This window comes from Bacillus silvicola, from assembly GCF_050524305.1.
In the GTDB taxonomy this organism is placed as follows: domain Bacteria; phylum Bacillota; class Bacilli; order Bacillales; family Bacillaceae_G; genus Bacillus_A; species Bacillus_A cereus_AT.
Map to the genome: position 1 here is coordinate 1,462,153 of NZ_JBNGVC010000013.1, position 23,762 is coordinate 1,485,914.

A 23,762-nucleotide genomic window follows, 5' to 3' on the forward strand; every position below is an offset into this window, starting at 1 on the left:
ATTATTTAACGGTGATTATGAAATAAATTAATTAACCATGCTCCTAATAATTTAGTGTTTTTTGACGAATCACTTAATTAACTTGTTTCATTGGAAAGATATTATAGTTAAAGTAGTGTCGTGGAATATAATGAGAAATTTAGTGTGAGGAAGAGTTATGTATGGGATATTTAGTTACATTATTATAGTGAAATAAGGTGAATAGCATGGCTCATTTTCTTAAGTATCTTCGAATATATGCGTTTATTATATGTGTATTGCTAGTTCTTTTTGCTTGCTTTTTATTTTTGGAAAAAGATAAAGAAGAGTCTAGCCCTAACTATCAATTCGAGAGTGGTTTATCAGTTAAAGATTTTGGCGCGAAGGGTGATGGTAAAACAAATGATTCACCCGCAATTCAAGAGGCTGTTCGGAACTTAGAGAAAAAAGGTGGAGGAACCCTATATTTTCCTAAGGGTAATTATCTTATAACAGCATCAATTAACGTTAATAAAAGTATTCAGATAAAGGGGGAGGGAAAGTATAATTCAATTTTAAAATTAAATGGACCTATTAAGGCTATAGATTTAAGTTCGAAAATAGCTAAATTAGGAGTAGCAATTGAATCCTTAGGGATTGTAGGTACGGGTGAAAAAGGGCAAATAGGGATAGATGCATACTATTTTGTAAACGGGAGTCGCATTCAAGATGTTAGAATAGAAAATGTAGATACAGGAATTAGGTTAGTAAAAACATGGTATGCATCTCTTAATGATATATATATAAGTCGATGTAAAAACTATGGTTTACATATAATAAGTCCATCGGGAATGGAACAAGTAAATGGAATGCGTTTTTCTTCTATATTTATACAGGGAGCGAAGAATGCAGTTTTTTTAGATGGACAAGTAGTATCTATGGGGATTCATTTTGATTCCAGCACATTTGAGAAAAGTAAGGAAACTGCTATTATTAGTAAGGGAATTTCGCCGCTACTATTTACTAATTGTTATTTTGAAGCAAATTATCAAGAAGCGAAGAATAAGGATTTATTAACTTGGTCAAGTCCCATAGACGTAAAAATAGAAGGAACTAAATTTCAAACACTCGTGAAATTTGATAGTTGTTATTTTACAAGTAGAAATGATTTTTTAAAAAGCTCAGAGAAAACAAGGATGTATATTGGAGAGAACACTATAGCCACTATTACAAATTCCCGTTTTGTAACAAAGGGAAAAGATTATTTAGATGCCAATATTTTTTCAGGTTCAACATTCGAGCCGAGCATAATAAATAACACAGAAGATGGGGCATCGAAACAGAGTGTAATTAATAAAATCCAATAATGTGTGAAGATGAATTTAAGTAAGAATCAATATAGGATTACGGGGATATGCTCGCAGGATATATTTAAATGCATTAAAGGTGCGTTTGGGGTGGATAAATTAATAATTTATAAATGTTCGGAAGCACTTTCTATTAGTGCAAAAGGCACTACAATTATGATTCAACCACCAAACCCAGTGTACGGTGCGAAGAATTATCCGAAAGCAATTGAAGCATTAAAACAATTTGCGACGCAAAATAATTATACATATGTTGACCATTGGACAGCGTGGCCGGATGCAACAACAAAGGCTATCTTACCATACTTACAAGAAGAATTTGGTTTCCCAAGTGCTAAAGGGCATGAAGTTTGGGCGCAATATGTAACGGATTATTTTGTAGCAAAGTAATGAATTGATTAAAGAGAGGGTATCGTCGACAAAATATGTTCGACAATACCCTCTCTTTTTTTGTCTTATTTTTGCTATACTAAACTGTACTATAATACAGGATGGAAGGAGGAGAATGATGAAAATACTTGTAGTAGATGATGAATCGAGTATTCGTAATTTGATTCGGATGCAGTTAGAGATGGAAGGATATGAAGTATTGACGGCGGCTGATGGGAGAGAAGCTTTAGAGAGATGGAATGAGCAGCCGGATGTACTTATTTTAGATGTGATGCTTCCTGATACGGATGGGTATGAGTTATTACGTTTATTCAGGGAGAAGGATCGTGATATTCCGGTGCTTATGCTGACGGCGAAGAGTCAGATGAATGATAAGTTACTTGGTCTTCAGCTTGGAGCTGATGATTATGTGACGAAGCCTTTTAATTATGCGGAGCTTATTCTTCGTGTGAAGAATATGAGTAGGCGTGTGAAGAAGGAGGGGGTAACTTCAAGTCATGAAGTAATTCGCGCAGGTGATTTACTTATTTGTCCAAAGGAACGAAAGGTGCATGTGAATGAGCAGGAGATTCAATTAACGTACCGAGAGTTTAATTTGTGTCAGTTGTTTGTTTCGAATCCGCAGCGTGTATTCATGAGAGATGAGTTACTCGAGAAGGTATGGGGGTTTGAGTATATCGGAAATACGAGAGCGGTTGATATTATGGTGCAAAGGCTTCGAAAGAAACTCGGTAAAAGCGGGGAGTATATTAAGACAATTTATGGTGTTGGGTATAAGCTTGATTGCTAAAAGGTGATGATATGTCTTTAAAACGAAATATGGTGTTTGGAATAGTTGGATTGTTGATTCCAATTCTTGTTCTTTTGTATGCGGTTGTTTATATTGCACTGGAGAAGAATGTATATCATAATGCGGCAGATTCCTTAGAAAAGTTAAGTGTAGAAGCGCAAATTTATACGATGAATTATTTAGAGAAGGAAGCAGAAGTAGAGACGTTAGGTCCTAATTCGCTTTTAATTGCTTCGTATTTAGCGAAGCGAATGGATGTCCGGGTGCAGATGATTGGGAAGAATGGAGATGTTGTTGCAGATACACAAAAAGGGGCATTACTTCATCGGAATATTGATATTGAGAGTTCTTTGAAGGGAAAGAAATCTTATGTTTTCGAGGAGGGAGACCCAGCTCCAATTCTTTTGTTTTCAAGTCCGGTTTATCATGGAAACGATGTCATTGGGAGTATTCGTTTTATAAATGAGTTAACGGATGAGAAGGAAGTTTTAACAAATGTAAGTTGGACGTTTTTAATGACCTCGCTTTGTTTAGTAGCTGCTGGTATTTTCTTTGCGATTCGTTTGGCGAAGTCTCTTCATAAACCAATTGATCAGTTAAGGCAAATGGCGCATCGGCTTGCGAATGGAGATTATGAAAGTAAGATTGAGCTAAATGAGTATGTGGAGATTGCACAGCTTTCAGCATCCTTTAATGCGATGGCTGATGGTATTGAACTGCATATTAAGCAGCTGAAGGAAGAGAAAGAGAAACAGAAAGATTTCTTAGACCGCATTACGCATGAGCTGAAAACACCGCTTACGGCAATTATCGGTTATGTAGATTTGATTCCGAAGTTACAATCGAAGGAGGATGTGCAGGAGAGCCTCCGTTATGTGGCTGTAGAAAGTGAGCGTCTCTTATCACTTGTAGAGGAATTACTTAAGTCTTCAAAGTACGGGACGAGTACGTTTGAAGTGTCGCCTACAGTCGTGAATATAAAGGAATTGGCAGAAGAGGCAGTTTCGATTGTGAAACTCAGGTTGCAGCAGTTTGAAATTGAAGTCATGAATGAGTTAATGGAAGTACACGTTGTTGCGGATTTTGATAAGACGAAGCAAATTTTCTTGAATGTGCTTGATAATGCGATTAAATATAGTGATGCTACGCAAGTTCGTATGAATGTAATTATAAATGAGCAGGAAGCAAAGGTTTTTGTTCATGATGATGGCATCGGTATGGATGAAGGTGTGCTTGCAGAATGGAATGAGTCTCCGGAAGGGAAGGTGCTTCCTTCTAGTTATGGGAATGGCTATGGCTTATATATTTGTCAGGGAATTATGAAGAAGCAAGGCGGAAGTATGCGAATTGAGAGTAGTGAAGAAATGGGAACTACAATATGTATGACATTTGTACTTCCGAGACGGATGGAAGACATAAAAAACTTGAAAGCGGTTAAATGATACATTTATGAAACAATTATGCGGTATTTTCGAAACAACGTTTTTTTATCTTGGAGGTAGGCAGAAATGAAAAGGCTATCATTTCAAATTCTTATGTTTGTCTTTTGTATGATCGCTTCTCTTATTTTGTTTTATGTTATTGAGAAGCAAATATATAATCGAATCACGATTGTGGATGACAAACAAGCCGTTTTACAAAGAGTGAATGAATCCCTTCCTACTGAAGTGGAAGTAAGGCATGAGAAGTGGGGAGAAATTGTTGTAACGGATGAAGTTCGTTTGCATACGATTGTTTCATTCTTTGACCGAATTCGAGTAGAACCGAGAGAAGCGAGGAATCAAGAACAAGTATTTACTGGAGAAGTAACGTACTTGAATGGACATAAACGTACTTTTGCAGTAGGTGACTTGTTCCAGTATGAGGCTAATGTATACGGAAAGAATGGTACGGATCCGATGATCTCAGCATTGCAGACGTATTTGTTAAGCCTGTATTATACACCGGAGCGCATTAGTAATTTCTTTGCGGAGGCAAAGGAAGTTGTAGTGAGGCAAGGGGATGTAATACGTACTATAGATCTTACGCAAATATTTGATTCTATTCGATACGCAAAGCAAATTACAGATTACGGAGAAATTCAGAAATTATTACAATCACAGAATGAGCCGATTGCTTATATTACTGCCTATAAAACGGGCAAGCGTGTAAAGAATGAGCGGGAGGATATTCTAACCATTTCTGTGTATCCATCGTACTTTGTTGTGCAATATCTCGGTGATAATAACGGGAATGTCATGTATATGAAGGGCTCCCTAGCAGAATTCCTTGTAAAGGAGAATGTGTCATGAGAAAGATAGCCTTTTTCTTCTTTTTGCTAGTAATCGGAGGAGCGATGTCTAGTTGCTCTCGAGATACAACCTCTATTAAATATAATAAAAGTGGTCTCCCTATTTTGGATGATCGTCATCTTGTTGCGTATGTAGCGGCCCGCGAGGAAGTTGGTGAAGCCTTGCTTTCATCATTTTGTAAACAACGAGGGTGTACATATGAATTTATTCGTCTATCGACAGAAGAACTTCTTCGGAGAGTAGAAGAGGAAGCTGGAAATCCGAAGGCGGATATTATTATTGGCGGTACAGTAGATGCGCATCAAATGATGAAGCAAAAGAAACTTTCTATTCCTGTTATGAGCCAGCATGCGAACCGTATTTCAAAGTCTGTTAAAGATAAAGATGGTTATTGGTACGGTTATGAAGTGGAGAAACTAGCAATCGCGATTAATAAAGAGCGGTGGAATGAAGAAATAGCGCCGCTCGGTCTTCCGTATCCATCACGGTGGCAAGATTTATTAGATCCGGTATATACGGGTAAGATTGCAATGCCTGATCCAAATGTTTCCGGCACAGCATATACTTTGTTTCAATCACTTATTGATACTTTAGGTGAAGAAGAAGCGAAAGGGTATGTTAAGAGTCTTGCAAGGCAAATTGGTGAAGTAACGGTGAATGGTTATATGCCTGCAGAACTGGTCGCGAGCGGTGAATATATGATAGGCATCAATTTTGCGGGAGATCAGAGAATGCTTCAGAAACAAGGCTTTCCTATTGTAAGTAATGAACCTGAGCAAACAGGGTTATCTGTTAATGCGATTTCGAAACTGAAGCGTGCACCGAGTGGTTTTATTGCGGACTTATTTATTGATTATTGTTTATCAGAAGAAGCGGGGCACATTTTAGAAAAAGTTTCGTTTGGCGTACCAACGATGTTTGCGAAGAACCAAAAAGAGATAGAAGGACAGCCAGTTAGAAGAACGAACAAAAATATATCAAATAGTGGAATAATCGAGATATGGAATAGACAACGTCTCTCTCAGCAGTGAGAAAAGGAGACGAAAGAATATGTTTAAATGGCTTAAGCCAGCACCTGCGATTGAGAGATTACCAGCGGATATGATCGCTAAAGTATATACATTACTACGTATTCGTGTGCTAATCGGAATCTCAGTTGGATATGCTGCTTATTATTTAGTGCGCAGTAATTTTACGTTATCAAGTACGTATTTAGTACAAGAATATGGTTTTAGTACAGCTGAAATTGGACTACTGGGTTCAGTAATGGCGATTGTTTATGGATTTAGTAAGTTCTTTATGGGGAATTTATCAGATAAAGCTTTTGCCCAGCGCTTTATCGCAGTCGGATTATTCTTATCAGGGCTTGTAAATATTTGTTTCGGGTTTGCATCTTCTTTTGGAATGATTGTTACATTGCTTGTCCTGAACGGTATTGTACAAGGTATGGGAGCACCACCTTGTAGTATCGTTATGACGAAATGGTTCTCGAAGAAAGAACGCGGTACGAAAACAGGCATTTGGAATATTTCACATAACGTTGGCGGAATGCTAGTGCCGCCCCTTGTCGGAATTGGTGTAGGTATTTTCGGCGAAAGTCATTGGCAAGGCGGCGTGTTTATTTTCCCAGCGATTATCGCAATGGTAATTTCAGTTCTTGTTTGGATCAATGCGAAGGATACACCAGAGTCTGAAGGTCTTCCTCCAATTGATGAGTATCGTAATGACTATGAAAATCTTGAAAAAGCAGATAATGCTAACAAGATGTCACCAAAAGAAATTTTAATGAAATACGTAGTGAAAAATAAATTTGTATGGTTCTTATGTATTGCGAATGCATTTGTTTATTTAATTCGTTTCGGTGTTATTAACTGGGTTCCACTTTATTTAACGACAGTTAAAGGTTTTTCAAAAAATGAAGCACATGCAGCATACGCAATCTTTGAAGGTATGGCAATTCCAAGTTCATTAATCGTTGGTCTTTTAAGTGATAAATTATTTAAAGGGAAACGTATGCCATTGTGTATTATTAGTATGGTTGGAGTTGTTATTGGTACGTTTGTATATTGGCAAGCAACTAGCGTACTTGTTGTAAGTATTGCAGTTTCTATTATCGGATGTTTAATTTACGTACCACAGTTCTTAATCGGTTTAAGTGCGATGGAATTAGTACCGAAATTTGCAGTAGGTACGACAGTTGGTATGTGTGGTCTATTTGGTTATGTGGGCGGAAGTCTTGTAGCAAACGCAGCAATTGGTGTTATTGTTGATCGTTCTGGCTGGGATGGTTGCTTTATCTTACTATTAACAGGTGCAATTTTATCAACAGTCTTCTTGTTCATCGTTCAACGTGGACATGAGAGAAAAGATCCTAAAGCGGCGTAATATTTTATTTGAAAAGCTATCCAATTGTTATTTTGGATGGCTTTTTCTATATAACATAATCTTTCCTTAAAACTATCTTAAAAGATAAGATGTCATATTTCTAATCATTGGAATTTTTGTTACAATATAAATGAATGTGTAAAACTTTGTAAAAAGATTGTAATAATATACAATTATTTTTCAGAAAGTTTTATACAATTGTAGTGTTTATTAAACTATTAATTTATAAAGGGAGAGAGAATATGGTACCAAATACGGTTCGTACTCCAAACAAGAAGAAAAAATGGATTATTATCGGGGTTATTGCACTAATTGTTATTGTTGCAGCAGTTAATATTTTTATTATGCAAGGCAAGAAGAAGGGTACAGCTAAGACAGATGCTGTAAGTTTTGAGAAAGTGACAGAGCGTAAGCTGAATAATACGAAGTTAATTTCTGGTCAGGTGAAGCCTGGGAATATCGAGAGTTTTTATGCGGATCCGACTAAAGGAAAAGTGAAAGATATTGAGGTAAAAGAAGGGCAAGAGGTAGAGAAAGGTACGAAGTTATTCTCTTATGACAATGAAGAGATTAATCTTCAAATGAAGCAAGCTGAGCTTGATCAGAAGATGGCAGATATGCGTTATGATCAAGGGAAAAAGAAGATTGATTCGTTGAAGAAAGAAATTAAGAAGGCGAAAGATGGCGGAGCTGGGAAAGAAGTAACAGATCCGATGGAAGAGCAAGTAAGTGAGTTAGAGATGACGCAGAAAACAACTGATCTTGAGAAAGAAAAAGGGAAGTTGCAAAAAGAAGAGTTAAGTAAAAAGCAGAAAGAACTTACGATTTATAGTAACTTTACGGGTGTTGTTCAAAAGTTAGATAAAGATGCAGCACAAAGTTCATCTCAAGCGTTAGGTGGACAAGGAAAGGCATTTTTACAAGTGGCTTCTAAAGACCCGTTCCAAGTTCAAGGGACGTTAACTGAGCTTCAAAAGTCACAAATTCAAAAAGATCAAACATTCACTGTAACTGCGAAAGCAAATAGCAAGAAGAAGTGGACAGGTAAGATTACAGAGGTAAGTGAATTCCCAACGAGTGCAGAGATGGCTCAAGCCGGTGGTGTAGGCGAAGCGACTCAAAATATGTCTCAATATACATATAAAGCAAGCCTTGATAGTCAAGACGGTTTATCTCCAGGTTACCACGTTTCATTGCAAGTAAATTTAGAGAATAAGACGATGATTGCTGTTCCGACTAAGAGCATTGTAGAAAAAGGCGATGATGCATTTGTTTATGTTGAGGATAAAGGGAAGCTTCGTAAGCAGAATGTGAAAAAAGGTTCTACTGATGGAGACTGGACAGAGATTGTAGAAGGCGTAACAGTGGGGCAAAAGGTGGTTAAAAATCCTTCCGACGATGTGTATGACGGAATGGAAGTGAAAGAGAAATGATTACGTTAAATAATATTGCTAAAACGTATTACCAAGGGAAATTGGCGGTGCCGATTTTGCATGGTATTAGTTTAACAATTCAGAGTGGTGAGTTTGTTTCGATTATGGGGCCTTCTGGTTCCGGTAAGTCAACGCTTATGAACATTATTGGTTGTTTAGATCGTCCAACAGAAGGCGAATATATGCTGAATGATGTGAATATCTTAACAGCAGACGAGTCAAAGCTTGCTTTAATTCGTAATGAATATATTGGATTTGTATTCCAGCACTTTAATTTACTGCCTCGTCTTTCTGCGGTGGAAAATGTTGAACTTCCGCTCGTATACGGTGGCGTGAAGAAAGCAGAGCGACGTCAAAGAGCTCTGGAGGCACTTGGTAAAGTTGGTTTGTCCGACAGAGTTCATCATTTGCCGAATGAGTTATCAGGTGGACAGAAGCAGCGTGTTGCTATTGCGAGATCGATTGCGAATAATCCAACGTTCATTATGGCTGATGAGCCAACTGGTGCGCTTGATACGAAGTCTGGTGAGCAAGTCATGGATATTTTCACGAAGCTTAATGCAGAAGGTACAACAATTGTTATGGTTACGCATGAAGAGGAAGTAGCAGCGTATTCTTCCCGCCGCATTGTACTGCGAGATGGGAAAATTACAGAAGATAGAAGGTGTGCGGTATGAGTTTACTAGATAGTATAAAAATTGCCCTATCTTCTATTTTAGCTCATAAACTGCGTTCAGCTCTTACGATGCTCGGTATTATTATCGGCGTTGGTTCTATTATTACTGTCGTTGCAATTGGGCAAGGCGGAGAAGCGATGTTGAAGTCGAAATTCGCAGGCTCTGGTGGTAATAACCTTATGCCAATTCAATTTAAACCAGATATTAATGATGAGTTTGCTATAGGTGGATTTGAAATACCAAAGTTAACGGAAGAAGATATTTTGGAAGTAAAACAAGTGAAAGATGTTTCACACGTTATTACGACAAACCAGAATTCAGAGGTGCTTGATGTAAATGATAAAAAAGCAAATCTGAATGTTATTGGTCTTGATAATGAATATTTTGCGGTTAATAAAGTAAAGGTCGTAAAGGGACGTACTTTAAGTGAATCAGATATTTCTCATGCAAATAACGTTGTGATGATTAGTACAAAAACAGAAGAGACATTATTTAAGGACGTAAACCCAGTTGGACAAATTATTGAGATGAAAGGACAACCGATGCAAATTATCGGTGTGTACAGATCTGATAATGAGTTTATGGGATTTGAGATGGAAGAAGCATTAGTCCCCCTTACGTTATGGCCTGTTTTATACGGAACAGATAATATTCAAAATATCGCAATTCAAGCTAAAAATGTAGATGATTTAGAAGCGGCAGGGAAACAAGCAGTTGATGTATTAAATAGTCGTAAGCCAAGTGAAATTCCAGGTAAATATGAACTGGTGAATTTAAAAGAATTCCAAGAAAATGTTTCTAAAGTAACTGGTATTATGACGATGATCATCGGCGGTATCGCTGGTATTTCATTAGTCGTTGGTGGTATCGGCGTTATGAACATTATGCTCGTATCTGTAACGGAGCGTACGCGCGAAATTGGAATACGTAAAGCACTTGGAGCAACGCGTAGTAAAATTTTATTACAGTTCTTAATTGAAGCAGTTATGTTAACACTTCTAGGTGGTTTGATCGGAATTGGTCTTGGATATGGCGGAGCATATATCGTTTCCACATTTGCGAAATGGCCACCGCTCGTTTCATGGGAAGTTGTTGTTGGAGGCGTATTGTTCTCGATGACACTTGGTATTATTTTCGGATTAATTCCAGCGAACAAAGCTGCGAAATTGGATCCAATTGAAGCATTACGTTATGAGTAATTAATAGTGTAGTAGAACTACACATTACCGTTCTAGTGGGCGGTTCGTAGCCTCAAAATGAGGATGTGAACCGCCCGTTAGAACGGGTTATATAAATAGAGGGAGGCGTTATAATGGAAGCAAATATTAATACGCAAGATGAAGGTGCGAAGAAGCCGTCATTATTTGGAATGGTTACTTCTCCAGGCTTACAGTTTGAGAGAATGAAGACGAAAAGCCCAGTCTGGGGAGGATTTTTCTTATTCCTTTTAATGGGGACAATTTTATCAGCAGCGGTAGCTTATTTAGGGTTACTTAATACTCCGGAGCTAGCGAAGCTGGTTAAGGATGATACGACGGGAATAATGAAATGGACTACACTTGGATTTGGAGCTGTTGGAGGTCTAGTTGGAACAGCTGTTGGTCTTTTTGTGGTAGCAGGATTTTATAAAGTTATTATGATGTTTATGAGCAATGATACTCCATATATGAAGATATTATCTATTTATATATATGCCAATGTTGTCTTTTATGTTGGTAGCCTTCTCAATGTAGCTTTAGGATATATTCTCGGTGGGAATGGCGCTGATAAATATACAAGTTTAGGGCCTTTATTTGAACAAGGAACAATTGCATATGGCATTGGTTCTGCATTTGAAGTCTTTAACATTTGGAGCTTAATTTTAACTGGCTTAGGCTTGCGTATCGTTGCTGGTTTAAGTAAAAAACAAGCAATAATTTTAATTTCTATATTCTTTATTCTTACAATTGGGTTTAGTATGTTAGGCGGTATGTTCTCTGATTTTGGCGCATAACATATTATTTTGAAAAGGTGACTCTTCTGAGAGTCACCTTTTTATTTTTACCCCTATTTCAAATTCCAGCAACAGTATTTGAAATTAACTACAATGAAAATTCTTTTCTCTTCTTATATTGTAGAAGTACTGCGGAATAATAGAGAGGTATACCTTTTAGAAATGGGTATTGTGTGAAGCCAGTGACTTTTGCAGATACGGTTGTTTTGTATGAAGGTATGATTATAAGTCAAATAAAGAGATTAAATATTTATCAAGATCATGAAGAATATTATCGATGTGGTTTAATAGGTCTTTGGCATGCTTATGAAAGGTATGTGTGTGTTAGAGAGTATGATGAACGATTTGAATTTGAAGATGTGGGAACAAGAGCACAAGATTTTATGAGTGTGTTAAATGAGAGAGAGGTACATTATTTCAGAGTGATTCTTTGTAGGGAAAAAGATGGGAGAGATAGCCTATGAAATGGGGATGACGTACTATCAAACGAGATGGTTGTATCGACAGGTGCTTGAGAAAATGCGAGATAGTATAAAGGAATAAAAATAATAAGTAGAATGGAAGGTATGGAAAATATTACCTTTCATTCTATTCATTTTAAGGTAGTAAATGTGGCATGAAGTTTTTTAAGTGTAGTGAATCTTGCATGTTCATTCGGGATAATACATATCCGACTTTCCATAATTGCTGACTTAACTTATGGGAACTGATTTGTATCATTGCGGTAGCTCCGTTTGAAAAATAAATTTTAGCTTGTTTAGTTTTTTTGAAAATTTCTATATCCTGTATACGGTTGTAGAACAACCATATGCCGTTTGAGGACGAAGGAGATTCTGTTGGAAAAGTACAAATATATTCTCTATGATTAATTGGAATTGGCATATTTTGTTTGAAATTAAATTTTGCTTGGACTGCAGCACGTCTACCTTGATAAGTAGAATGAACATGTGTTAGACAGGATTTCTTTATGAGTTGGAGAGCTGTTTGGCATGAGTGTAGGTGGCTTCCACTACTGTTGATGATTTTTGTGTGGTAATAAGGGTACTTATAAAGTTCGATCATCATTGTAGAACTAGAAATAAAAATATCATTTTCATTATCCATAAATTTAAATCCTCCCGTATATAATTTTTATTCCCAATATAACTATATGCGAATTGTGAGAAGTCTCTATTAATCTTCTGTTGCGTATTGTAAATTTTTATTGTTCGTTTACAATCAATAGATGATAGTCTTTCTAATTTGCAATGCTTGTACATATATATATATATATATATATGAAAAGAGAAAAGAGTAGGCGGTGATATATCATGAAGAAAAAGTATATTATTATGGCTCTAGCGGCTGTTCTCTTATTTTATTTAGCAAACAGTAATCCAAGTAAGGGAGAATATACAGATTGGGCAGCAAAACAATTTATGAAGCGTAATGATGTGAGTAAGAAGCTAGATGAGGTTGAGAAAGAAAATAAAGAGGGTTTACTTGGCGACTTAGCATCGGCGGGTAAAAAACTGGCAAATAAATATGTTGAGCCACAAGTTGGATTATTAATCGATCATTATACAAAGCGAAATGATTATATTTTCTTCTCAACCTATACGACCGAGTTTGATTTAGGCGGAGAGAATTATAAATATGTTTGCGTTGGTTTTTCAAAGATCTTTATCCCGATTGAAATGCCGAAGAAAAAAGACGAATCTGCAAAATGATGCAGATTCGTCTTTTTGATTTACGGAGTAATGTGAACTTCAGATAAAGTTTTTTTGTTCTGGTGCAAACACTCCAAAACGCTTGTAAATGACCGCCTAAACTTGGACATACTGATATTAGTACTCTAAAAAAGGATGTGATTGGTGTGAAAGAGAAAAATCCATTCAAGTGGAAACATTCTCAACCGGATATTATTTTATTAACCGTGAGATGGTACCTACGGTATAGCATCAGTTTTCATGATTTAGTTGAAATGATGGAAGAACGTGGGCTATCCCTGACCTATCGTCAAACGAAACTACGCTTTTGCTAGACTAGGCTGATGCTTAATGAGATTAGGCTGATGCTTAATGAGATTAGGCTGATGCTTAATGAGATTAGGCTGATGCTTAATGAGATTAGGCTGATGCTTAATGAGATTAGGCTGATGCTTAATGAGATTAGGCTGATGCTTAATGAGATTAGGCTGATGCTTAATGAGATTAGGCTGATGCTTAATGAGATTAGGCTGATGCTTAATGAGACTAGGCTGATGCTTAATGAGACTAGGCTGATGCTTAATGAGACTAGGCTGATGCTTAATGAGACTAGGCTGATGCTTAATGAGACTAGGCTGATGCTTAATGAGACTAAGCTAATACTTTATGAGAATGAACTGATACTTCGCTAAACTGAACTGATTTTCGTTAAACTGTGGACAAAAAATAAAACCTTATGATAAAACAAAACTATAACTACATTGAATTGAACAAAAAACTAAACTTATGGTACAATAATTCCGTCAAAAAAATCAAAAAATCCTCTCGGTGTTGGTCGCACCAAAAGGATTGAATGAATCTAATCTACATATAATTTAGATACTTAAATCACAAGTTTTTATTTAAAGTCAAGTTCTTGGGAGGAACTTGTCTTTTTTATTTTTATCAAATTTATACTCAGACACAACACTCACACCGAAAAACAAGGAGGTGAATTACATGAACGATAGCAAAGAATTTTGTCCTCATTGCAACGCTAATTTGCAAGGTAATCCGATTCCTAAAGAATCACAAAAATGGTACGGCTGCACTCATTTTACTCGAAAAATCGGGATTTCAGGTATCACACGCGATACAATCTTGAACTGGCAATGTCCTGATTGTAAAAAGAGTGGAGAAATTAAGCTTCTCCACTCTCTTTTTTATCGAAATAAGGCTTTACTACTTTCTCTATATAAGTTTCTATAGTTTCCAAACTAGCACTTATTTGTCGTTCTTCTTTTAGTTTTTCATGTATTTTTTCTGGTGTTTGTCCACAAGAATAACGAGTCCATATTGCTCTTATGATAACTGGCGGTAAGGCTTCTTTGTTTTTAACTTTTCGTAGCATATTTGACCATTTATCTCGACTTCTACCCATTTTCCAATCATTTGTCACCTTTCAATTTTTCTTGAAACAACTTTTGAACAGCTAGCGATGCCGGGTCTATTTTCTGAATATCTTTTTGTTCTCTAATTTTAACTGATAATCTCTCTTTCAATTGCTCAACTCCCCCATAGTAACCATGATTTATTTTCAAGTATTCGTTTATTTTCATAGTATTGGGATATTTACGCTTTCCATCTTCAGCTATTCTTGAATTTTTCATACGATATTTATAAGCGATTTCTAACATTTCATCAGTTAATAGTGGTTTAGACCGTTTGTTTTGCCCTGTATTAATTTGTGAAGGTTTATCCAATATTTCTGGGTGTTTTTCTCTTAAACTATTCATCAGCGTTACGTGAGAGCCTTCATATGCATAATTTTCTTGCATGTAACGAAAAGTCCTCGAATAGTTATAGCGACCTGTCTTTTCTTTGTAAGATTTAAGATGTTTATAGGCAATAGCTAATTCTTCACCGCTTAATACTTTTGGCCTTCCTTTTCCTTGTTGGTTTTCAAATTTTTCATAAGCTTTTAATCTTGTTTTTAGCATTTCAATTTCCGCTTGTTTGTTTAGTAATTTAGTATTTAATAATTGCGTTTGTCTTTTTTCTTTCTCATATGAATCCCAGTTCTTTTTTATTTTGTCATTTAAAGAGTCGAGCAAGGATCTAAAGGAATTAGCTTTCATTTCAACAAAGCTTTCCTTGCTATATTGTCGTACTGGAACAATTACTTTCTCTCCATCTACGTTATGCTCTAAGGATTTTATACTCCCTACATCATCAATAAAATTAAAATTAGGGCTTACTTTTAAAATTTCATCCGAACCGTTACAACTCATAAGTCGCACCTCTTTTGATTTTTAATTTAAAACAATTATATCATTTTTTTAAAAACATAAAAGAAGGAAAACTTATAACTCATAGAGAATTTTATTTAAAAAACATAAAGGAGTTGGAGTTTATGGCGATAAAAGAACTTGTAAAACAGACTACTTTAACAGAGCGGATATCACGAATACTTAATGATTCAACAGAATTACAAAAGGAAATCCAACGTTTATCAAAACGGTTCGACAACAAAAATAGGGAGTGCGAGGTATTAAAGGAAAAGTGCGAGGAATTAAGCAAAAAATTGGCATTTTACGAAAGAATACATTCACTCAAAACTAATAAATAGCAATTAAATCCGTGAACAAGACTCAGATTTTATGTTATAATAAGTCCATTAAAACAATAAAAAATCCTTTTAGTGCGCTAACACCAAAAGAATTAAAATATAACAATGTGCTATTGTTTGAAGTCAAGTCCTAATTCTTGGGGACTTGGCTTTTTATTTTTGTCAAACTGATAGTTAGACACGATATTCACCGCTTTCTTGAAATGATATTTCTCGCATAAATCCAAGAAGTAGGAACGATTTTCGTATTTTAAAATCTTTTTCCAAATATCGTAATCTAATAGACCTAACAAATCAGCGTCTTCTAGCTTCTCTTTAGCAACTTGCTCATCTGTCTTATCTTCTAATATGAATCTCTTTTTTAAACCTTGTGACCATTGCAATTGCGCTTACCTTTGAAACACTCAGCATATTCTCGGAACAATTTTAAATACCTTTCATCATCTTCCTCAAGATATCTCCGTAAAAAATCAAAAGGCGTCATCGAATCATTTTTAGCTTTTTTAATATACGCTTTACTCAGTTTCTGATCCAAACCCCAAGTACCATGTTTACTTAAATAATTTTGAGCTTCATCTCCATCTTGCAAATCCAAACCATATTTATAACTCGTACTTAATCCGAATTTTTCTAACATTTCTTTTAATCTATCAGCGTTATTATGCCTAAACGTAGGGGCTAATAAAGCGATACAACCACCTTCACTTTTCTGTATATCAAGAGCATGCTGTAAATCCTTACGTCGTCTCTCATTAATTTTCGCTGCGCAAACCGGACAATTTCAAACACTTCCACAAACCAATAGGCCATTATAAAATGCCCTTTTAGTTTTTTTATGTTCCCAAACCTGAACGTTGGTTTTATTATTCACTAATCTAAGACACTTAGAAACCTGTTCATTTGGTAATGCTTTTCTTGCAACAGAAGCGTTTTTTCTATGAGGCGTGCACCTTTTTTACGGGTGTGATGGGATTATCGATAGAAAAAAACTGTTTTTCCATCTTCTTTCGCGAAAATTAACTCAAGTGCTTGCATACTTTATTCACTCCTTTTGATTTATAGATTAGAAAGATCTGACGTGCTTACAAGTTGTACAGCATGAAGTGGTGATCCTTGTAATGAAGCAAAAGCACGTGCTACAGCATGTACTTCCCTAAATCTGCATTTGTTTTAATATGTTTGCATTGCTTGTTCTTAGAAACTGTTTTTCCATTTTTGTTTAATCCACCGTTTAATACGAGACGTAAAGTTAAATCCATTACGATTGTTTCAACTGTCATGCTTTGGCGTGAAATTTTTTCTTTTTTTTGGTACTCTTAAAAGAATAAGAGAGGAGCTTTCGGGAGAATGAATCGTAAATGGTTATTTTGGATTCCTGTATTATTATGGATGGGGCTTATTTTCCATTCCTCAGCACAGCCATATAAAAAACAGGATATGCGCTCAAATATTGAGCAATATGTAAATGTTGAGTTTGTAAAAGAGAATTTTTCATGGGTATCTATCGATTATGGCGGAGGTACACCTGTTAGTATCGCAAATAAGGGTGTAGGTGGTTTTATTGAGTTCTTCCTTCGTAAAGGAGCTCATTTTACGGTGTTCTTTATGCTTGGTTCATTGGCGTACTTTGCTTTTCATAGATCGGGTTATTCGAGGAAACGGTGCTTTATATACGCCCTTCTTTTCGTTGCGGGCTATGCAACATTTGATGAAATTCATCAAGGATTTACGGGGGGCCGTACACCAATGTGGCAAGATTCATTGCTTGATACGTGTGGCGGATTGACAGGAATTATAATAAGCAATTGGTTTTGGCATAGAAAAAGGAGCTAATCTCATTTCGGGATCTGCTCCTTTTTTATTTATCCCGCAATTTTTGGACAGCAAGACTCCGCCCAAAAATTCGGCGGGGGTCTTCTGTCTATAAAAGGTCAATTGGTGAGGGCTAATAATCAGTGGGGGATGGAACCCCCACTGATTAAAGTTTCACTTTATACACCAAGTAATTCTTTTAGTTCGTCTGTTGATAGCTCGGTCATCCAACTATCGCTTGTAATGACGGCATTGTTTAGTGATTGTTTTCGTTCTAACATTTCATCAATTTTCTCTTCAAGCGTTCCTGTTGTAATGAGTTTATGAACGTGAACGAAGCGTTTTTGACCAATGCGATATGCACGGTCTGTTGCTTGGTTTTCTACAGCTGGATTCCACCAACGGTCATAGTGAATGACATGGTTGGCAGCAGTTAAGTTCAATCCTGTTCCGCCGGCCTTTAATGATAAAATGAAGATGTCATACGTTCCGTTTTGGAACTGCTCGATCATCTTGTCACGTTCTTTCTTCGGTACACTCCCGTTTAAGAAGAGGACGCGCTGACCGAATTTTTCTTCTAGCATACGTTTTAGCATGTTCCCCATGCCAATGTATTGAGTGAAGATTAGGCAACTTTCATTTTGGTCTTTTATATTTTCGATGAGTTCCATTACCGTTTTTGTTTTCATGGAGCGTTCGATGATATCTTGTGGTTCTTCTTCTTTCAAATAAAGGGCTGGGTGGTTACAAATTTGTTTTAGTTTATTCAGCATAAGTAATATAAATCCACGTCTTTCAATTCCACTTAATCCTTCTACATTTTGTAATGTATCTTGAACAAGTTGTTCATATAAGGAAGCCTGTTCACCAGTTAGTGGACAATAAGCTTTTTGTTCTTGTTTATCTGGCAAGTTTAATGCGACTGTTTGATCTTTCTTCGTACGACGCAATAAAAATGGCGAGATAAATCGTTGTACTTGCTGGATTTTTCCTTCATCACGGTCCTTTTCAATCGGTGTGACGAAGCGGCGCTGGAATTGTCCTAAGCTTCCGAGATACCCATGATTGATAAAGTCGAAAATAGACCAAAGCTCAGCAAGTCGGTTTTCCATTGGTGTACCGGTTAAAGCAATTTTGTGATTTGCTTGTAGGTTTCTTACTGCTTTCGACTGTTTCGTATGTGGGTTTTTTATATTTTGAGCTTCATCTAAAATAACAGCATCCCAGCATAAGGTACTAAGTTCTTCTTCATCAAGCTGAGCTAATGCATAAGAAGTTAATACAACATCTGCTGATTGAAGGAAGTCTTTAAATGACTCATCCTTAGCTCGGTTCCCCCCGTAATGTAACTGAACACGTAAATTTGGTGCGAAACGCTCAAATTCTTTTTGCCAATTTCCAAGGACTGATGTTGGTGCAACAATTAATGCAGGTCCTGTTTGGAGATTGTTTTCTTTAGCGTATAGTAAGTAAGTTATCGTTTGAATACTTTTTCCAAGTCCCATATCATCGGCTAATAATGCTCCAAATCCAAGCTTTCGTAAGTATAGCAACCATTCAATACCGTGTTGTTGATATGGACGGAGTGTTGCTTGTAGTGAAGAGGGTACATCTACTTTTGGAATATCTCCAATGTGCAGAAGTTTTTGGAAAAGCTCTTCATAATATCCATCTAGTTCGATTTCAATATCGGTAAACGGACTATCGTCTTCTACAATTTCTGTTTCCGCGGTGTTAGATAAATGTTGCTGCAACACGTCTTTCATTTCTAGTCCATATTTATCTGCACGGTTCATTAGTTTTTTTACTTCTTCAATAAAGGCAGGATCAAGTCGCATCCATTGACCATTTAAATTGAAAAGGCGTTTGTTCTGCTCAACAAGTTCAAAAAATTCGCTTTCTGATAAATCAATTCCGTCCGTTGAAATGCGCCAGTCGAAATTAACGAGCGTATTCATGCCGAAGAAAGATTGTGTTTGTGCTGTGCTTTGCTTCAGCTGTACACGTAACTTCGGTTTTGTTGCTTTTAAATTTTGCCACCATGATGGTAGTAAAATTGTAATACCTGCTGCGAGTAATTCATTACTTGCTTCGGTTAAGAAGTTCCAAGCTTCTGTTTCAAAGAGTTCTTCCCTGAACTTGTCGTCCTCTTTTAGCCACGGTATGAGCTTACTGAATCCTTCTTGTGTTTCAAGAATACGTTCTTCGTAATCGTGCCATCTTTTTGGCAAGGAATCGATATTCTCATATACATATATGCGATGCGCACCACGCTTTGGCGTAACGATTGTTTCGAGCTTCCACATTTCAAATTCTTCTTGTGGTTCTTGAAGCCTTAATCCAACTATAAATGGAAGATCATCTTCAATGTAACCAATTTTTCGAAGCCAATCTTCCTCATGTAGTGCTGCTTCCAATTGTCTTTTTGTAAAGTCGTAATGTTCATATAGTCTCTTTGCATCTTCCCAGCCATCATTTGAGCGACTATCTTGCAAAATACTTTCGTTCACCGCTGAAGTGAAAAGTGATGCTAACGTGTCATCTTCAATTGGGGTATTCTGAACTTTCCAAGATGGCTGATGAGACCAACGCTCCATATCGGGTACGAAGTTTCCAATTACGAAAGCGTCCCATAATTCATCTGCATCCTTTGTAAGTGCTGTAATAGGACCGTTCATTTGCATATTTGCAAATGAGTTCATCGGTTTATTTGCGATGTATTCAAATGCTTGCACATTCGTTAGCATAACGCCTTGTTTACCTTCATACGTTGCTTCTTTTAGAAACGTGCCGTAGAAGGAAGTAGAGTGCCATGTGAATGCATTTTGTTTCCAAATTGCTACGGATAAGGGAGCACCGCTATCATCTTCTCCCCAAAGGAACCAACCTTGACTAACGTGCTGGAGCCTAATTGTTACTTCAGTTTGTATGATCATCGATTAATTTTCCTTTCCGTAATTCCTCTTGTAGTGCGCGCAGACGTGAATGTAAATTAGCAATGTGAATAATGAAGGCATCCCATTCATCAGTTCGTTTCAGTCGTTTATAAAGCATACGTAATTTCTTTAAGTAACGAACGGCACGTCTATATGATTTGCGATTCCGTTCTTCAATTGCTGCTGTTGCGGCAAGGTGATAAAGAGGAAGTGCTGCTTCAGGCGCTTCTTTTTCAATATCTTTCAATGGTTCTTTCAAAAGTTCGATTGCCTCAAATCCATATAAGAGATGAAGTTCTGCCCATTCACGGTATTGTTTCTTCGCTAGTACGTATTGTTCGTAATTTGCGAAACTATACGGCAGGAGTTCTTGTAAAATCATTTCTAATCCCGCTTGTTCATTTGTGTGTGTTGCATACGTTTCATACATCATTACAAATAACCGAACGATATCTTGTATGAAGACGGTATTCTCTTGTTCGAGTATTGTTTTCTTTACTTGTTTATACGTAAAGGAAAGCCAATTTTTCCCGCGATCCCACTGCATTGCACTTAATAACTCTTCTAACCAATAAAAATAAAGGCTTACTACAGAAGCAGGCTGTTTTTCGAGTAATTCCATTGCCAATAAATCTTCATTATTTAAAAAGAGCAGATGAGAAGAGGCTAATGCTTTGGAAAGTGGATTCATTTTAGTATCGATCCGTTTTGCTTCTTCCTGTAGCTGTTCTTCTGTTCTTAACAATTCACCCCATATGTGACGATAAATGAAGAATCGCTCTTGTGTATAAGCATCGGTAGAGAAGAATACTTCATGGGTGAGCCGAGCTGTTTCTTGTAAAATAGGTTCAGATTCTGCCGGAATCGCTTCTGTTTTTAAGTCCCTAACGATAGATTCAACTTTATCAACGAATAGACGAACGACGTTAACTGGTTGGTGATAAGAATATAGTTTGTTTGCTTCAAATTCTTGAATTTCTTCTAATAATTTTTGAAAGCAATAAAGTGCCGCGTGCAATTTAAATAATTCATGAATAGCAATGACGCGCGGAGCTTTCCGTTCTAATTTTGTATAGAAGTCTGTAAAAAGACTCATAAGAAAATACATTTGTTTATAAGTGAGCCGAGCCTGATCCTTTTTAAATGATTCAAATTCATTTTCAAAGTATGTGTGCCAACTTTTATAATCCATTTCTTCAAAAGCTGATGATTGCAATACTTGTCTTGCAGTTCGAATAGGAGGAAGGGAAGGTTTCGTATTATTTTTAAATAAAGTTAATACGTCCCCTACCTGCCCAAAACTTGAAGCTGCAGATAGTAACACAGCAAGCATATGCTCACATTGCGTTGGCGCAAAGCAATCGCAATAGCTTTCAGAGACATTACGAATCGGGATGTGAACGCTATATACACTGCCTTCAGCATCTACAGTTCCTGATAGCGTATAGCCATCAAAGTCAACGTTATAGACAACACCACTACGATATAGGTGCCGAGCTGTAGCGACATGCTCCTGATCAGCAACTTGCTGCGGATCAAGCCCTTGAACGAACTCATTCGCAATCATCATAATTTCATCTTTCGTAATTGAGTGTTGCAGCATAATATTCCTCCGTACACATATTTCTTTCCTTTACCATTATAAACAAAAAATGCTCAAAACAGAAAAAATGAAATTCTAATTACACAATTAGAAAATAATGGTAATATATATGAAGTTAATTTTGCATATTACTATATATTTATAGGGAGAGAGTTAGCAGAATTACCGACTACTAATATGTATATTACACTAGCGGTATGCAGTGGTTCTTACACAATTATGATGATTGTAATGAACATAATTTCTAAGTTCCGAATTGATGTATCTGGAAATGTAATGAATTTATTCGAGGCAAGTGGCACGGTGCTATCTATGCAAAATTCATTTATATACTTAACTTTGTTTAGTTTCATTGTGACATATGTAGCGGCGTTCGCTGGAATGAAATTAGCTAAGAAATAGGGGGAGAGCATATTGAAGTTTTGTGGAACTTGTAAAAATCAGCTTGCAGACCATTTGAACTTTTGTCCTGAGTGTGGAAGTAAAGTAGAAGAAATTGCTGATCAAACAGCTTCTTCTCATTCAGAAATGAGTAGAGAAACAAGGCGAGTGAAAAGTAAGAAAAGCATGTTTTTACTTATAGGTTTTGTCATTGTTGTTGCTATTTTGTTTGGCGCTTATAAATTCGGTGCAAGCAAGTTTTCGAAGGAAAAGCAAGTAAATGCAATGATTGAAGCATTCCAAAAGAAAGATGTGAATGCGATCGATGAGTTTTTGAAAGTGGACGATCCGAGCTTGAAAGTGAAGACAGAAGATATTAAAGCTTACATACGTTATTTAAAGGATAATCCTTCGTACAATAAAGCATTACTGTCTTATTTACAAAAAGAAACAGTAAATCAAAAGTTAGCAAGTGATAATGCATCTTTTAAAGATGGGCAAATTATAGAAGACGGGAAAGAGTGGTTCTTATATCCGAAGTATAAGTTCAGCATGAAATCTTATTACTTGAGTGTTAGCACAACTACAAAGAATGCTGAAATATATGTAAATGATAAAAAAGAAGCAGAGCTTTCTAGTGATAAAACCTCAAAAGAATTAGGTCCATACTTCCTAGGGGCTTATGTTGTAAAGGCGAAGGCGAAGACAGAACTTACTGAATTAGAAACAGAAAAAGAAGTAGATCTAGCAGACGAAAAGAATGGGACAGTAGAAGTGAATTTGTCACTTGAAGGAAATTATGTAACCATTTCTTCCGATGAAAGCGACGCAACTGTTTTTGTTAATGGTAAGAAACGCGGAAAATTAAGTTACGGTAGCTATAAACTTGGTCCTGTACCGACAGATGAAACGGTAGAAGTACATTTAGAGAACAACACTGACTTTGGTGTCATTAAATCCGAAAGCATCAAAGTTGGAGACCAAAGCACATATTATTTAAAGTTCCCGAAAGAAGCTTCAAGCTCAGCAGTTGGTGACTTTGTACAAAATCATATTTATAATAACGTGCGTGCAATTGCATTAAATGATTTTAGCTTAATTGAAAGTGATTATGATAAGAGCGGGAAATCGTATAAGGAAGACCGTGATTACTTGCAATATCTACACAAAAAAGGAATTACAGAAGATTTATTAACAATGGAAATTCGTAATGTAGAGCGTCAAAGTGAAACGAAATATAAAGTAACGACATATGAAGAATATCATATTCGTTATGGTGATGGCTCTGTGAAATTCAAAAGCTTTAATAATGACCATATCGTTACTGTTAATGGAAATGGAAAGATATTGTACCATTCTCTTGGAGCGAATAATACGCTGAAGTCAGAGGAAGTATCTGGTCCGACTCGTTAACATAAAGAAAGAGACTGTTCAATTTTGAACAGTCTCT

General features: G+C 36.5%; 22 protein-coding genes and 6 pseudogenes. 19 read left to right on the forward strand and 9 right to left on the reverse strand.

What is annotated here, in order from left to right; all coding sequences use genetic code 11:
* The first annotated feature begins 206 nt into the window (after positions 1 to 206).
* From ACP6L7_RS29615 to ACP6L7_RS29670, 12 genes and pseudogenes are all read left to right on the forward strand, one after another.
* Entirely contained in the window at positions 207 to 1,325 is a 1,119-nt protein-coding gene (locus ACP6L7_RS29615) for a glycosyl hydrolase family 28-related protein (RefSeq protein ID WP_430529565.1), read from the forward strand.
* Positions 1,326 to 1,436: 111 nt separating this feature from the next.
* Positions 1,437 to 1,715: pseudogene (locus ACP6L7_RS29620) on the forward strand (SGNH/GDSL hydrolase family protein); the annotation flags it as partial.
* 118 nt (positions 1,716 to 1,833) lie between these two features.
* Complete coding sequence (locus ACP6L7_RS29625) at positions 1,834 to 2,505, forward strand: response regulator transcription factor (protein WP_430529566.1); 672 nt, start codon at positions 1,834 to 1,836, stop codon at positions 2,503 to 2,505.
* 11 nt (positions 2,506 to 2,516) lie between these two features.
* On the forward strand, positions 2,517 to 3,947 hold the full coding sequence (locus ACP6L7_RS29630; protein ID WP_430529567.1) for a HAMP domain-containing sensor histidine kinase: 1,431 nt from the start codon (positions 2,517 to 2,519) through the stop codon (positions 3,945 to 3,947).
* A 66-nt stretch (positions 3,948 to 4,013) separates the two neighbouring features.
* Positions 4,014 to 4,796: a DUF3919 family protein gene (locus tag ACP6L7_RS29635; RefSeq protein ID WP_430529568.1), complete on the forward strand. Its 783-nt coding sequence runs from the start codon at positions 4,014 to 4,016 to the stop codon at positions 4,794 to 4,796.
* Positions 4,793 to 5,827 carry an ABC transporter substrate-binding protein gene (locus ACP6L7_RS29640; protein ID WP_430529569.1) on the forward strand — a complete coding sequence of 345 codons (1,035 nt, stop codon included), beginning with the start codon at positions 4,793 to 4,795 and terminating at the stop codon, positions 5,825 to 5,827. Before ACP6L7_RS29635 ends, ACP6L7_RS29640 begins: the two co-directional genes overlap by 4 nt.
* A 19-nt stretch (positions 5,828 to 5,846) precedes the next feature.
* Positions 5,847 to 7,181 carry an MFS transporter gene (locus ACP6L7_RS29645; RefSeq protein ID WP_000477572.1) on the forward strand — a complete coding sequence of 445 codons (1,335 nt, stop codon included), beginning with the start codon at positions 5,847 to 5,849 and terminating at the stop codon, positions 7,179 to 7,181.
* 242 nt (positions 7,182 to 7,423) lie between these two features.
* Positions 7,424 to 8,614 (forward strand): efflux RND transporter periplasmic adaptor subunit, encoded by a 1,191-nt coding sequence (locus ACP6L7_RS29650; protein WP_430529570.1) that lies wholly within the window; start codon positions 7,424 to 7,426, stop codon positions 8,612 to 8,614.
* Positions 8,611 to 9,291: an ABC transporter ATP-binding protein gene (locus ACP6L7_RS29655; protein WP_000631628.1), complete on the forward strand. Its 681-nt coding sequence runs from the start codon at positions 8,611 to 8,613 to the stop codon at positions 9,289 to 9,291. Before ACP6L7_RS29650 ends, ACP6L7_RS29655 begins: the two co-directional genes overlap by 4 nt.
* Entirely contained in the window at positions 9,288 to 10,490 is a 1,203-nt protein-coding gene (locus tag ACP6L7_RS29660) for an ABC transporter permease (RefSeq protein ID WP_097832416.1), read from the forward strand. Before ACP6L7_RS29655 ends, ACP6L7_RS29660 begins: the two co-directional genes overlap by 4 nt.
* Before the next feature lie 113 nt (positions 10,491 to 10,603).
* Positions 10,604 to 11,284 (forward strand): YknW family membrane protein, encoded by a 681-nt coding sequence (gene yknW, locus ACP6L7_RS29665; RefSeq protein ID WP_430529571.1) that lies wholly within the window; start codon positions 10,604 to 10,606, stop codon positions 11,282 to 11,284.
* 173 nt (positions 11,285 to 11,457) lie between these two features.
* Positions 11,458 to 11,827, forward strand: a pseudogene (locus ACP6L7_RS29670) (sigma-70 family RNA polymerase sigma factor).
* Between the two features lie 54 nt (positions 11,828 to 11,881).
* On the opposite strand, the gene ACP6L7_RS29675 reads toward ACP6L7_RS29670, so the two are convergent.
* On the reverse strand, positions 11,882 to 12,388 hold the full coding sequence (locus ACP6L7_RS29675; protein WP_430529572.1) for a competence protein ComK: 507 nt from the start codon (positions 12,386 to 12,388) through the stop codon (positions 11,882 to 11,884).
* A 206-nt stretch (positions 12,389 to 12,594) separates the two neighbouring features.
* Here ACP6L7_RS29675 and ACP6L7_RS29680 point away from each other — a divergent pair, with 206 nt between their 5' ends.
* The 3 genes and pseudogenes from ACP6L7_RS29680 (at position 12,595) to ACP6L7_RS29690 (ending at position 13,664) form a co-directional block, all read left to right on the forward strand.
* Positions 12,595 to 12,993, forward strand: coding sequence for a DUF4359 domain-containing protein (locus ACP6L7_RS29680; RefSeq protein ID WP_430529573.1), 399 nt, complete (start codon positions 12,595 to 12,597; stop codon positions 12,991 to 12,993).
* Positions 12,994 to 13,139: 146 nt separating this feature from the next.
* Positions 13,140 to 13,280 (forward strand): annotated as a pseudogene (locus tag ACP6L7_RS29685) (IS6 family transposase); the annotation flags it as partial.
* 57 nt (positions 13,281 to 13,337) lie between these two features.
* Positions 13,338 to 13,664, forward strand: coding sequence for a hypothetical protein (locus ACP6L7_RS29690; RefSeq protein ID WP_430529574.1), 327 nt, complete (start codon positions 13,338 to 13,340; stop codon positions 13,662 to 13,664).
* A gap of 488 nt (positions 13,665 to 14,152) precedes the next feature.
* Here the strand turns inward: ACP6L7_RS29690 and ACP6L7_RS29695 are convergent, their stop codons facing one another.
* Both ACP6L7_RS29695 and ACP6L7_RS29700 read right to left on the reverse strand, forming a co-directional pair.
* Positions 14,153 to 14,410 (reverse strand): hypothetical protein, encoded by a 258-nt coding sequence (locus ACP6L7_RS29695; protein ID WP_430529575.1) that lies wholly within the window; start codon positions 14,408 to 14,410, stop codon positions 14,153 to 14,155.
* Positions 14,400 to 15,242, reverse strand: a complete 843-nt coding sequence (locus tag ACP6L7_RS29700) for a hypothetical protein (protein WP_430529576.1) — start codon at positions 15,240 to 15,242, stop codon at positions 14,400 to 14,402. The genes ACP6L7_RS29695 and ACP6L7_RS29700 overlap by 11 nt, the downstream gene beginning before the upstream one ends.
* Positions 15,243 to 15,364: 122 nt before the next feature.
* Here ACP6L7_RS29700 and ACP6L7_RS29705 point away from each other — a divergent pair, with 122 nt between their 5' ends.
* Positions 15,365 to 15,580, forward strand: a complete 216-nt coding sequence (locus ACP6L7_RS29705; RefSeq protein ID WP_430529577.1) for a hypothetical protein — start codon at positions 15,365 to 15,367, stop codon at positions 15,578 to 15,580.
* Between the two features lie 110 nt (positions 15,581 to 15,690).
* Here ACP6L7_RS29705 and ACP6L7_RS29710 read toward each other — a convergent pair whose 3' ends face one another.
* The 4 genes and pseudogenes from ACP6L7_RS29710 to ACP6L7_RS29725 all read right to left on the reverse strand — a co-directional run bounded on the left by ACP6L7_RS29710 (position 15,691) and on the right by ACP6L7_RS29725 (position 16,860).
* Positions 15,691 to 15,963, reverse strand: a complete 273-nt coding sequence (locus tag ACP6L7_RS29710; RefSeq protein WP_430529578.1) for a Rolling circle replication protein, Rep63 protein — start codon at positions 15,961 to 15,963, stop codon at positions 15,691 to 15,693.
* Complete coding sequence (locus tag ACP6L7_RS29715; RefSeq protein ID WP_430529579.1) at positions 15,942 to 16,217, reverse strand: hypothetical protein; 276 nt, start codon at positions 16,215 to 16,217, stop codon at positions 15,942 to 15,944. Before ACP6L7_RS29715 ends, ACP6L7_RS29710 begins: the two co-directional genes overlap by 22 nt.
* A 319-nt stretch (positions 16,218 to 16,536) precedes the next feature.
* Positions 16,537 to 16,615 (reverse strand): annotated as a pseudogene (locus ACP6L7_RS29720) (DUF2922 domain-containing protein); the annotation flags it as partial.
* Positions 16,616 to 16,636: 21 nt separating this feature from the next.
* Positions 16,637 to 16,860: pseudogene (locus ACP6L7_RS29725) on the reverse strand (DUF1659 domain-containing protein).
* A 67-nt stretch (positions 16,861 to 16,927) separates the two neighbouring features.
* Here ACP6L7_RS29725 and ACP6L7_RS29730 point away from each other — a divergent pair.
* Positions 16,928 to 17,413, forward strand: a complete 486-nt coding sequence (locus ACP6L7_RS29730) for a VanZ family protein (protein WP_430529580.1) — start codon at positions 16,928 to 16,930, stop codon at positions 17,411 to 17,413.
* A 158-nt stretch (positions 17,414 to 17,571) separates the two neighbouring features.
* Here ACP6L7_RS29730 and ACP6L7_RS29735 read toward each other — a convergent pair whose 3' ends face one another.
* Entirely contained in the window at positions 17,572 to 20,328 is a 2,757-nt protein-coding gene (locus tag ACP6L7_RS29735) for a DEAD/DEAH box helicase (RefSeq protein ID WP_430529581.1), read from the reverse strand.
* Positions 20,312 to 21,931, reverse strand: a complete 1,620-nt coding sequence (locus ACP6L7_RS29740) for an SWIM zinc finger family protein (RefSeq protein WP_430529582.1) — start codon at positions 21,929 to 21,931, stop codon at positions 20,312 to 20,314. Before ACP6L7_RS29740 ends, ACP6L7_RS29735 begins: the two co-directional genes overlap by 17 nt.
* Positions 21,932 to 22,000: 69 nt before the next feature.
* On the opposite strand from ACP6L7_RS29740, the pseudogene ACP6L7_RS29745 reads away from it, so the two are divergent.
* Both ACP6L7_RS29745 and ACP6L7_RS29750 read left to right on the forward strand, forming a co-directional pair.
* Positions 22,001 to 22,333, forward strand: a pseudogene (locus tag ACP6L7_RS29745) (zinc ribbon domain-containing protein); the annotation flags it as partial.
* A gap of 12 nt (positions 22,334 to 22,345) precedes the next feature.
* On the forward strand, positions 22,346 to 23,725 hold the full coding sequence (locus tag ACP6L7_RS29750) for a zinc ribbon domain-containing protein (protein ID WP_430529583.1): 1,380 nt from the start codon (positions 22,346 to 22,348) through the stop codon (positions 23,723 to 23,725).
* The last annotated feature ends 37 nt before the right edge of the window (positions 23,726 to 23,762 follow it).

Bases quoted from the DNA above. Each gene is read 5' to 3' on its own strand.
- ACP6L7_RS29630 (WP_430529567.1), top strand. From the start codon at position 2,517: ATGTCTTTAAAACGAAATATGGTGTTTGGAATAGTTGGATTGTTGATT.
- ACP6L7_RS29655 (WP_000631628.1), top strand. From the start codon at position 8,611: ATGATTACGTTAAATAATATTGCTAAAACGTATTACCAAGGGAAATTG.
- ACP6L7_RS29645 (WP_000477572.1), top strand. From the start codon at position 5,847: ATGTTTAAATGGCTTAAGCCAGCACCTGCGATTGAGAGATTACCAGCG.
- ACP6L7_RS29625 (WP_430529566.1), top strand. From the start codon at position 1,834: ATGAAAATACTTGTAGTAGATGATGAATCGAGTATTCGTAATTTGATT.
- ACP6L7_RS29715 (WP_430529579.1), bottom strand. From the start codon at position 16,217: ATGTTAGAAAAATTCGGATTAAGTACGAGTTATAAATATGGTTTGGAT.
- ACP6L7_RS29730 (WP_430529580.1), top strand. From the start codon at position 16,928: ATGAATCGTAAATGGTTATTTTGGATTCCTGTATTATTATGGATGGGG.
- ACP6L7_RS29680 (WP_430529573.1), top strand. From the start codon at position 12,595: ATGAAGAAAAAGTATATTATTATGGCTCTAGCGGCTGTTCTCTTATTT.
- ACP6L7_RS29635 (WP_430529568.1), top strand. From the start codon at position 4,014: ATGAAAAGGCTATCATTTCAAATTCTTATGTTTGTCTTTTGTATGATC.
- ACP6L7_RS29690 (WP_430529574.1), top strand. From the start codon at position 13,338: ATGCTTAATGAGATTAGGCTGATGCTTAATGAGATTAGGCTGATGCTT.
- ACP6L7_RS29705 (WP_430529577.1), top strand. From the start codon at position 15,365: ATGGCGATAAAAGAACTTGTAAAACAGACTACTTTAACAGAGCGGATA.
- ACP6L7_RS29650 (WP_430529570.1), top strand. From the start codon at position 7,424: ATGGTACCAAATACGGTTCGTACTCCAAACAAGAAGAAAAAATGGATT.
- ACP6L7_RS29735 (WP_430529581.1), bottom strand. From the start codon at position 20,328: ATGATCATACAAACTGAAGTAACAATTAGGCTCCAGCACGTTAGTCAA.
- ACP6L7_RS29700 (WP_430529576.1), bottom strand. From the start codon at position 15,242: ATGAGTTGTAACGGTTCGGATGAAATTTTAAAAGTAAGCCCTAATTTT.
- ACP6L7_RS29660 (WP_097832416.1), top strand. From the start codon at position 9,288: ATGAGTTTACTAGATAGTATAAAAATTGCCCTATCTTCTATTTTAGCT.
- ACP6L7_RS29675 (WP_430529572.1), bottom strand. From the start codon at position 12,388: ATGGATAATGAAAATGATATTTTTATTTCTAGTTCTACAATGATGATC.
- ACP6L7_RS29740 (WP_430529582.1), bottom strand. From the start codon at position 21,931: ATGCTGCAACACTCAATTACGAAAGATGAAATTATGATGATTGCGAAT.
- ACP6L7_RS29640 (WP_430529569.1), top strand. From the start codon at position 4,793: ATGAGAAAGATAGCCTTTTTCTTCTTTTTGCTAGTAATCGGAGGAGCG.
- ACP6L7_RS29615 (WP_430529565.1), top strand. From the start codon at position 207: ATGGCTCATTTTCTTAAGTATCTTCGAATATATGCGTTTATTATATGT.
- yknW (WP_430529571.1), top strand. From the start codon at position 10,604: ATGGAAGCAAATATTAATACGCAAGATGAAGGTGCGAAGAAGCCGTCA.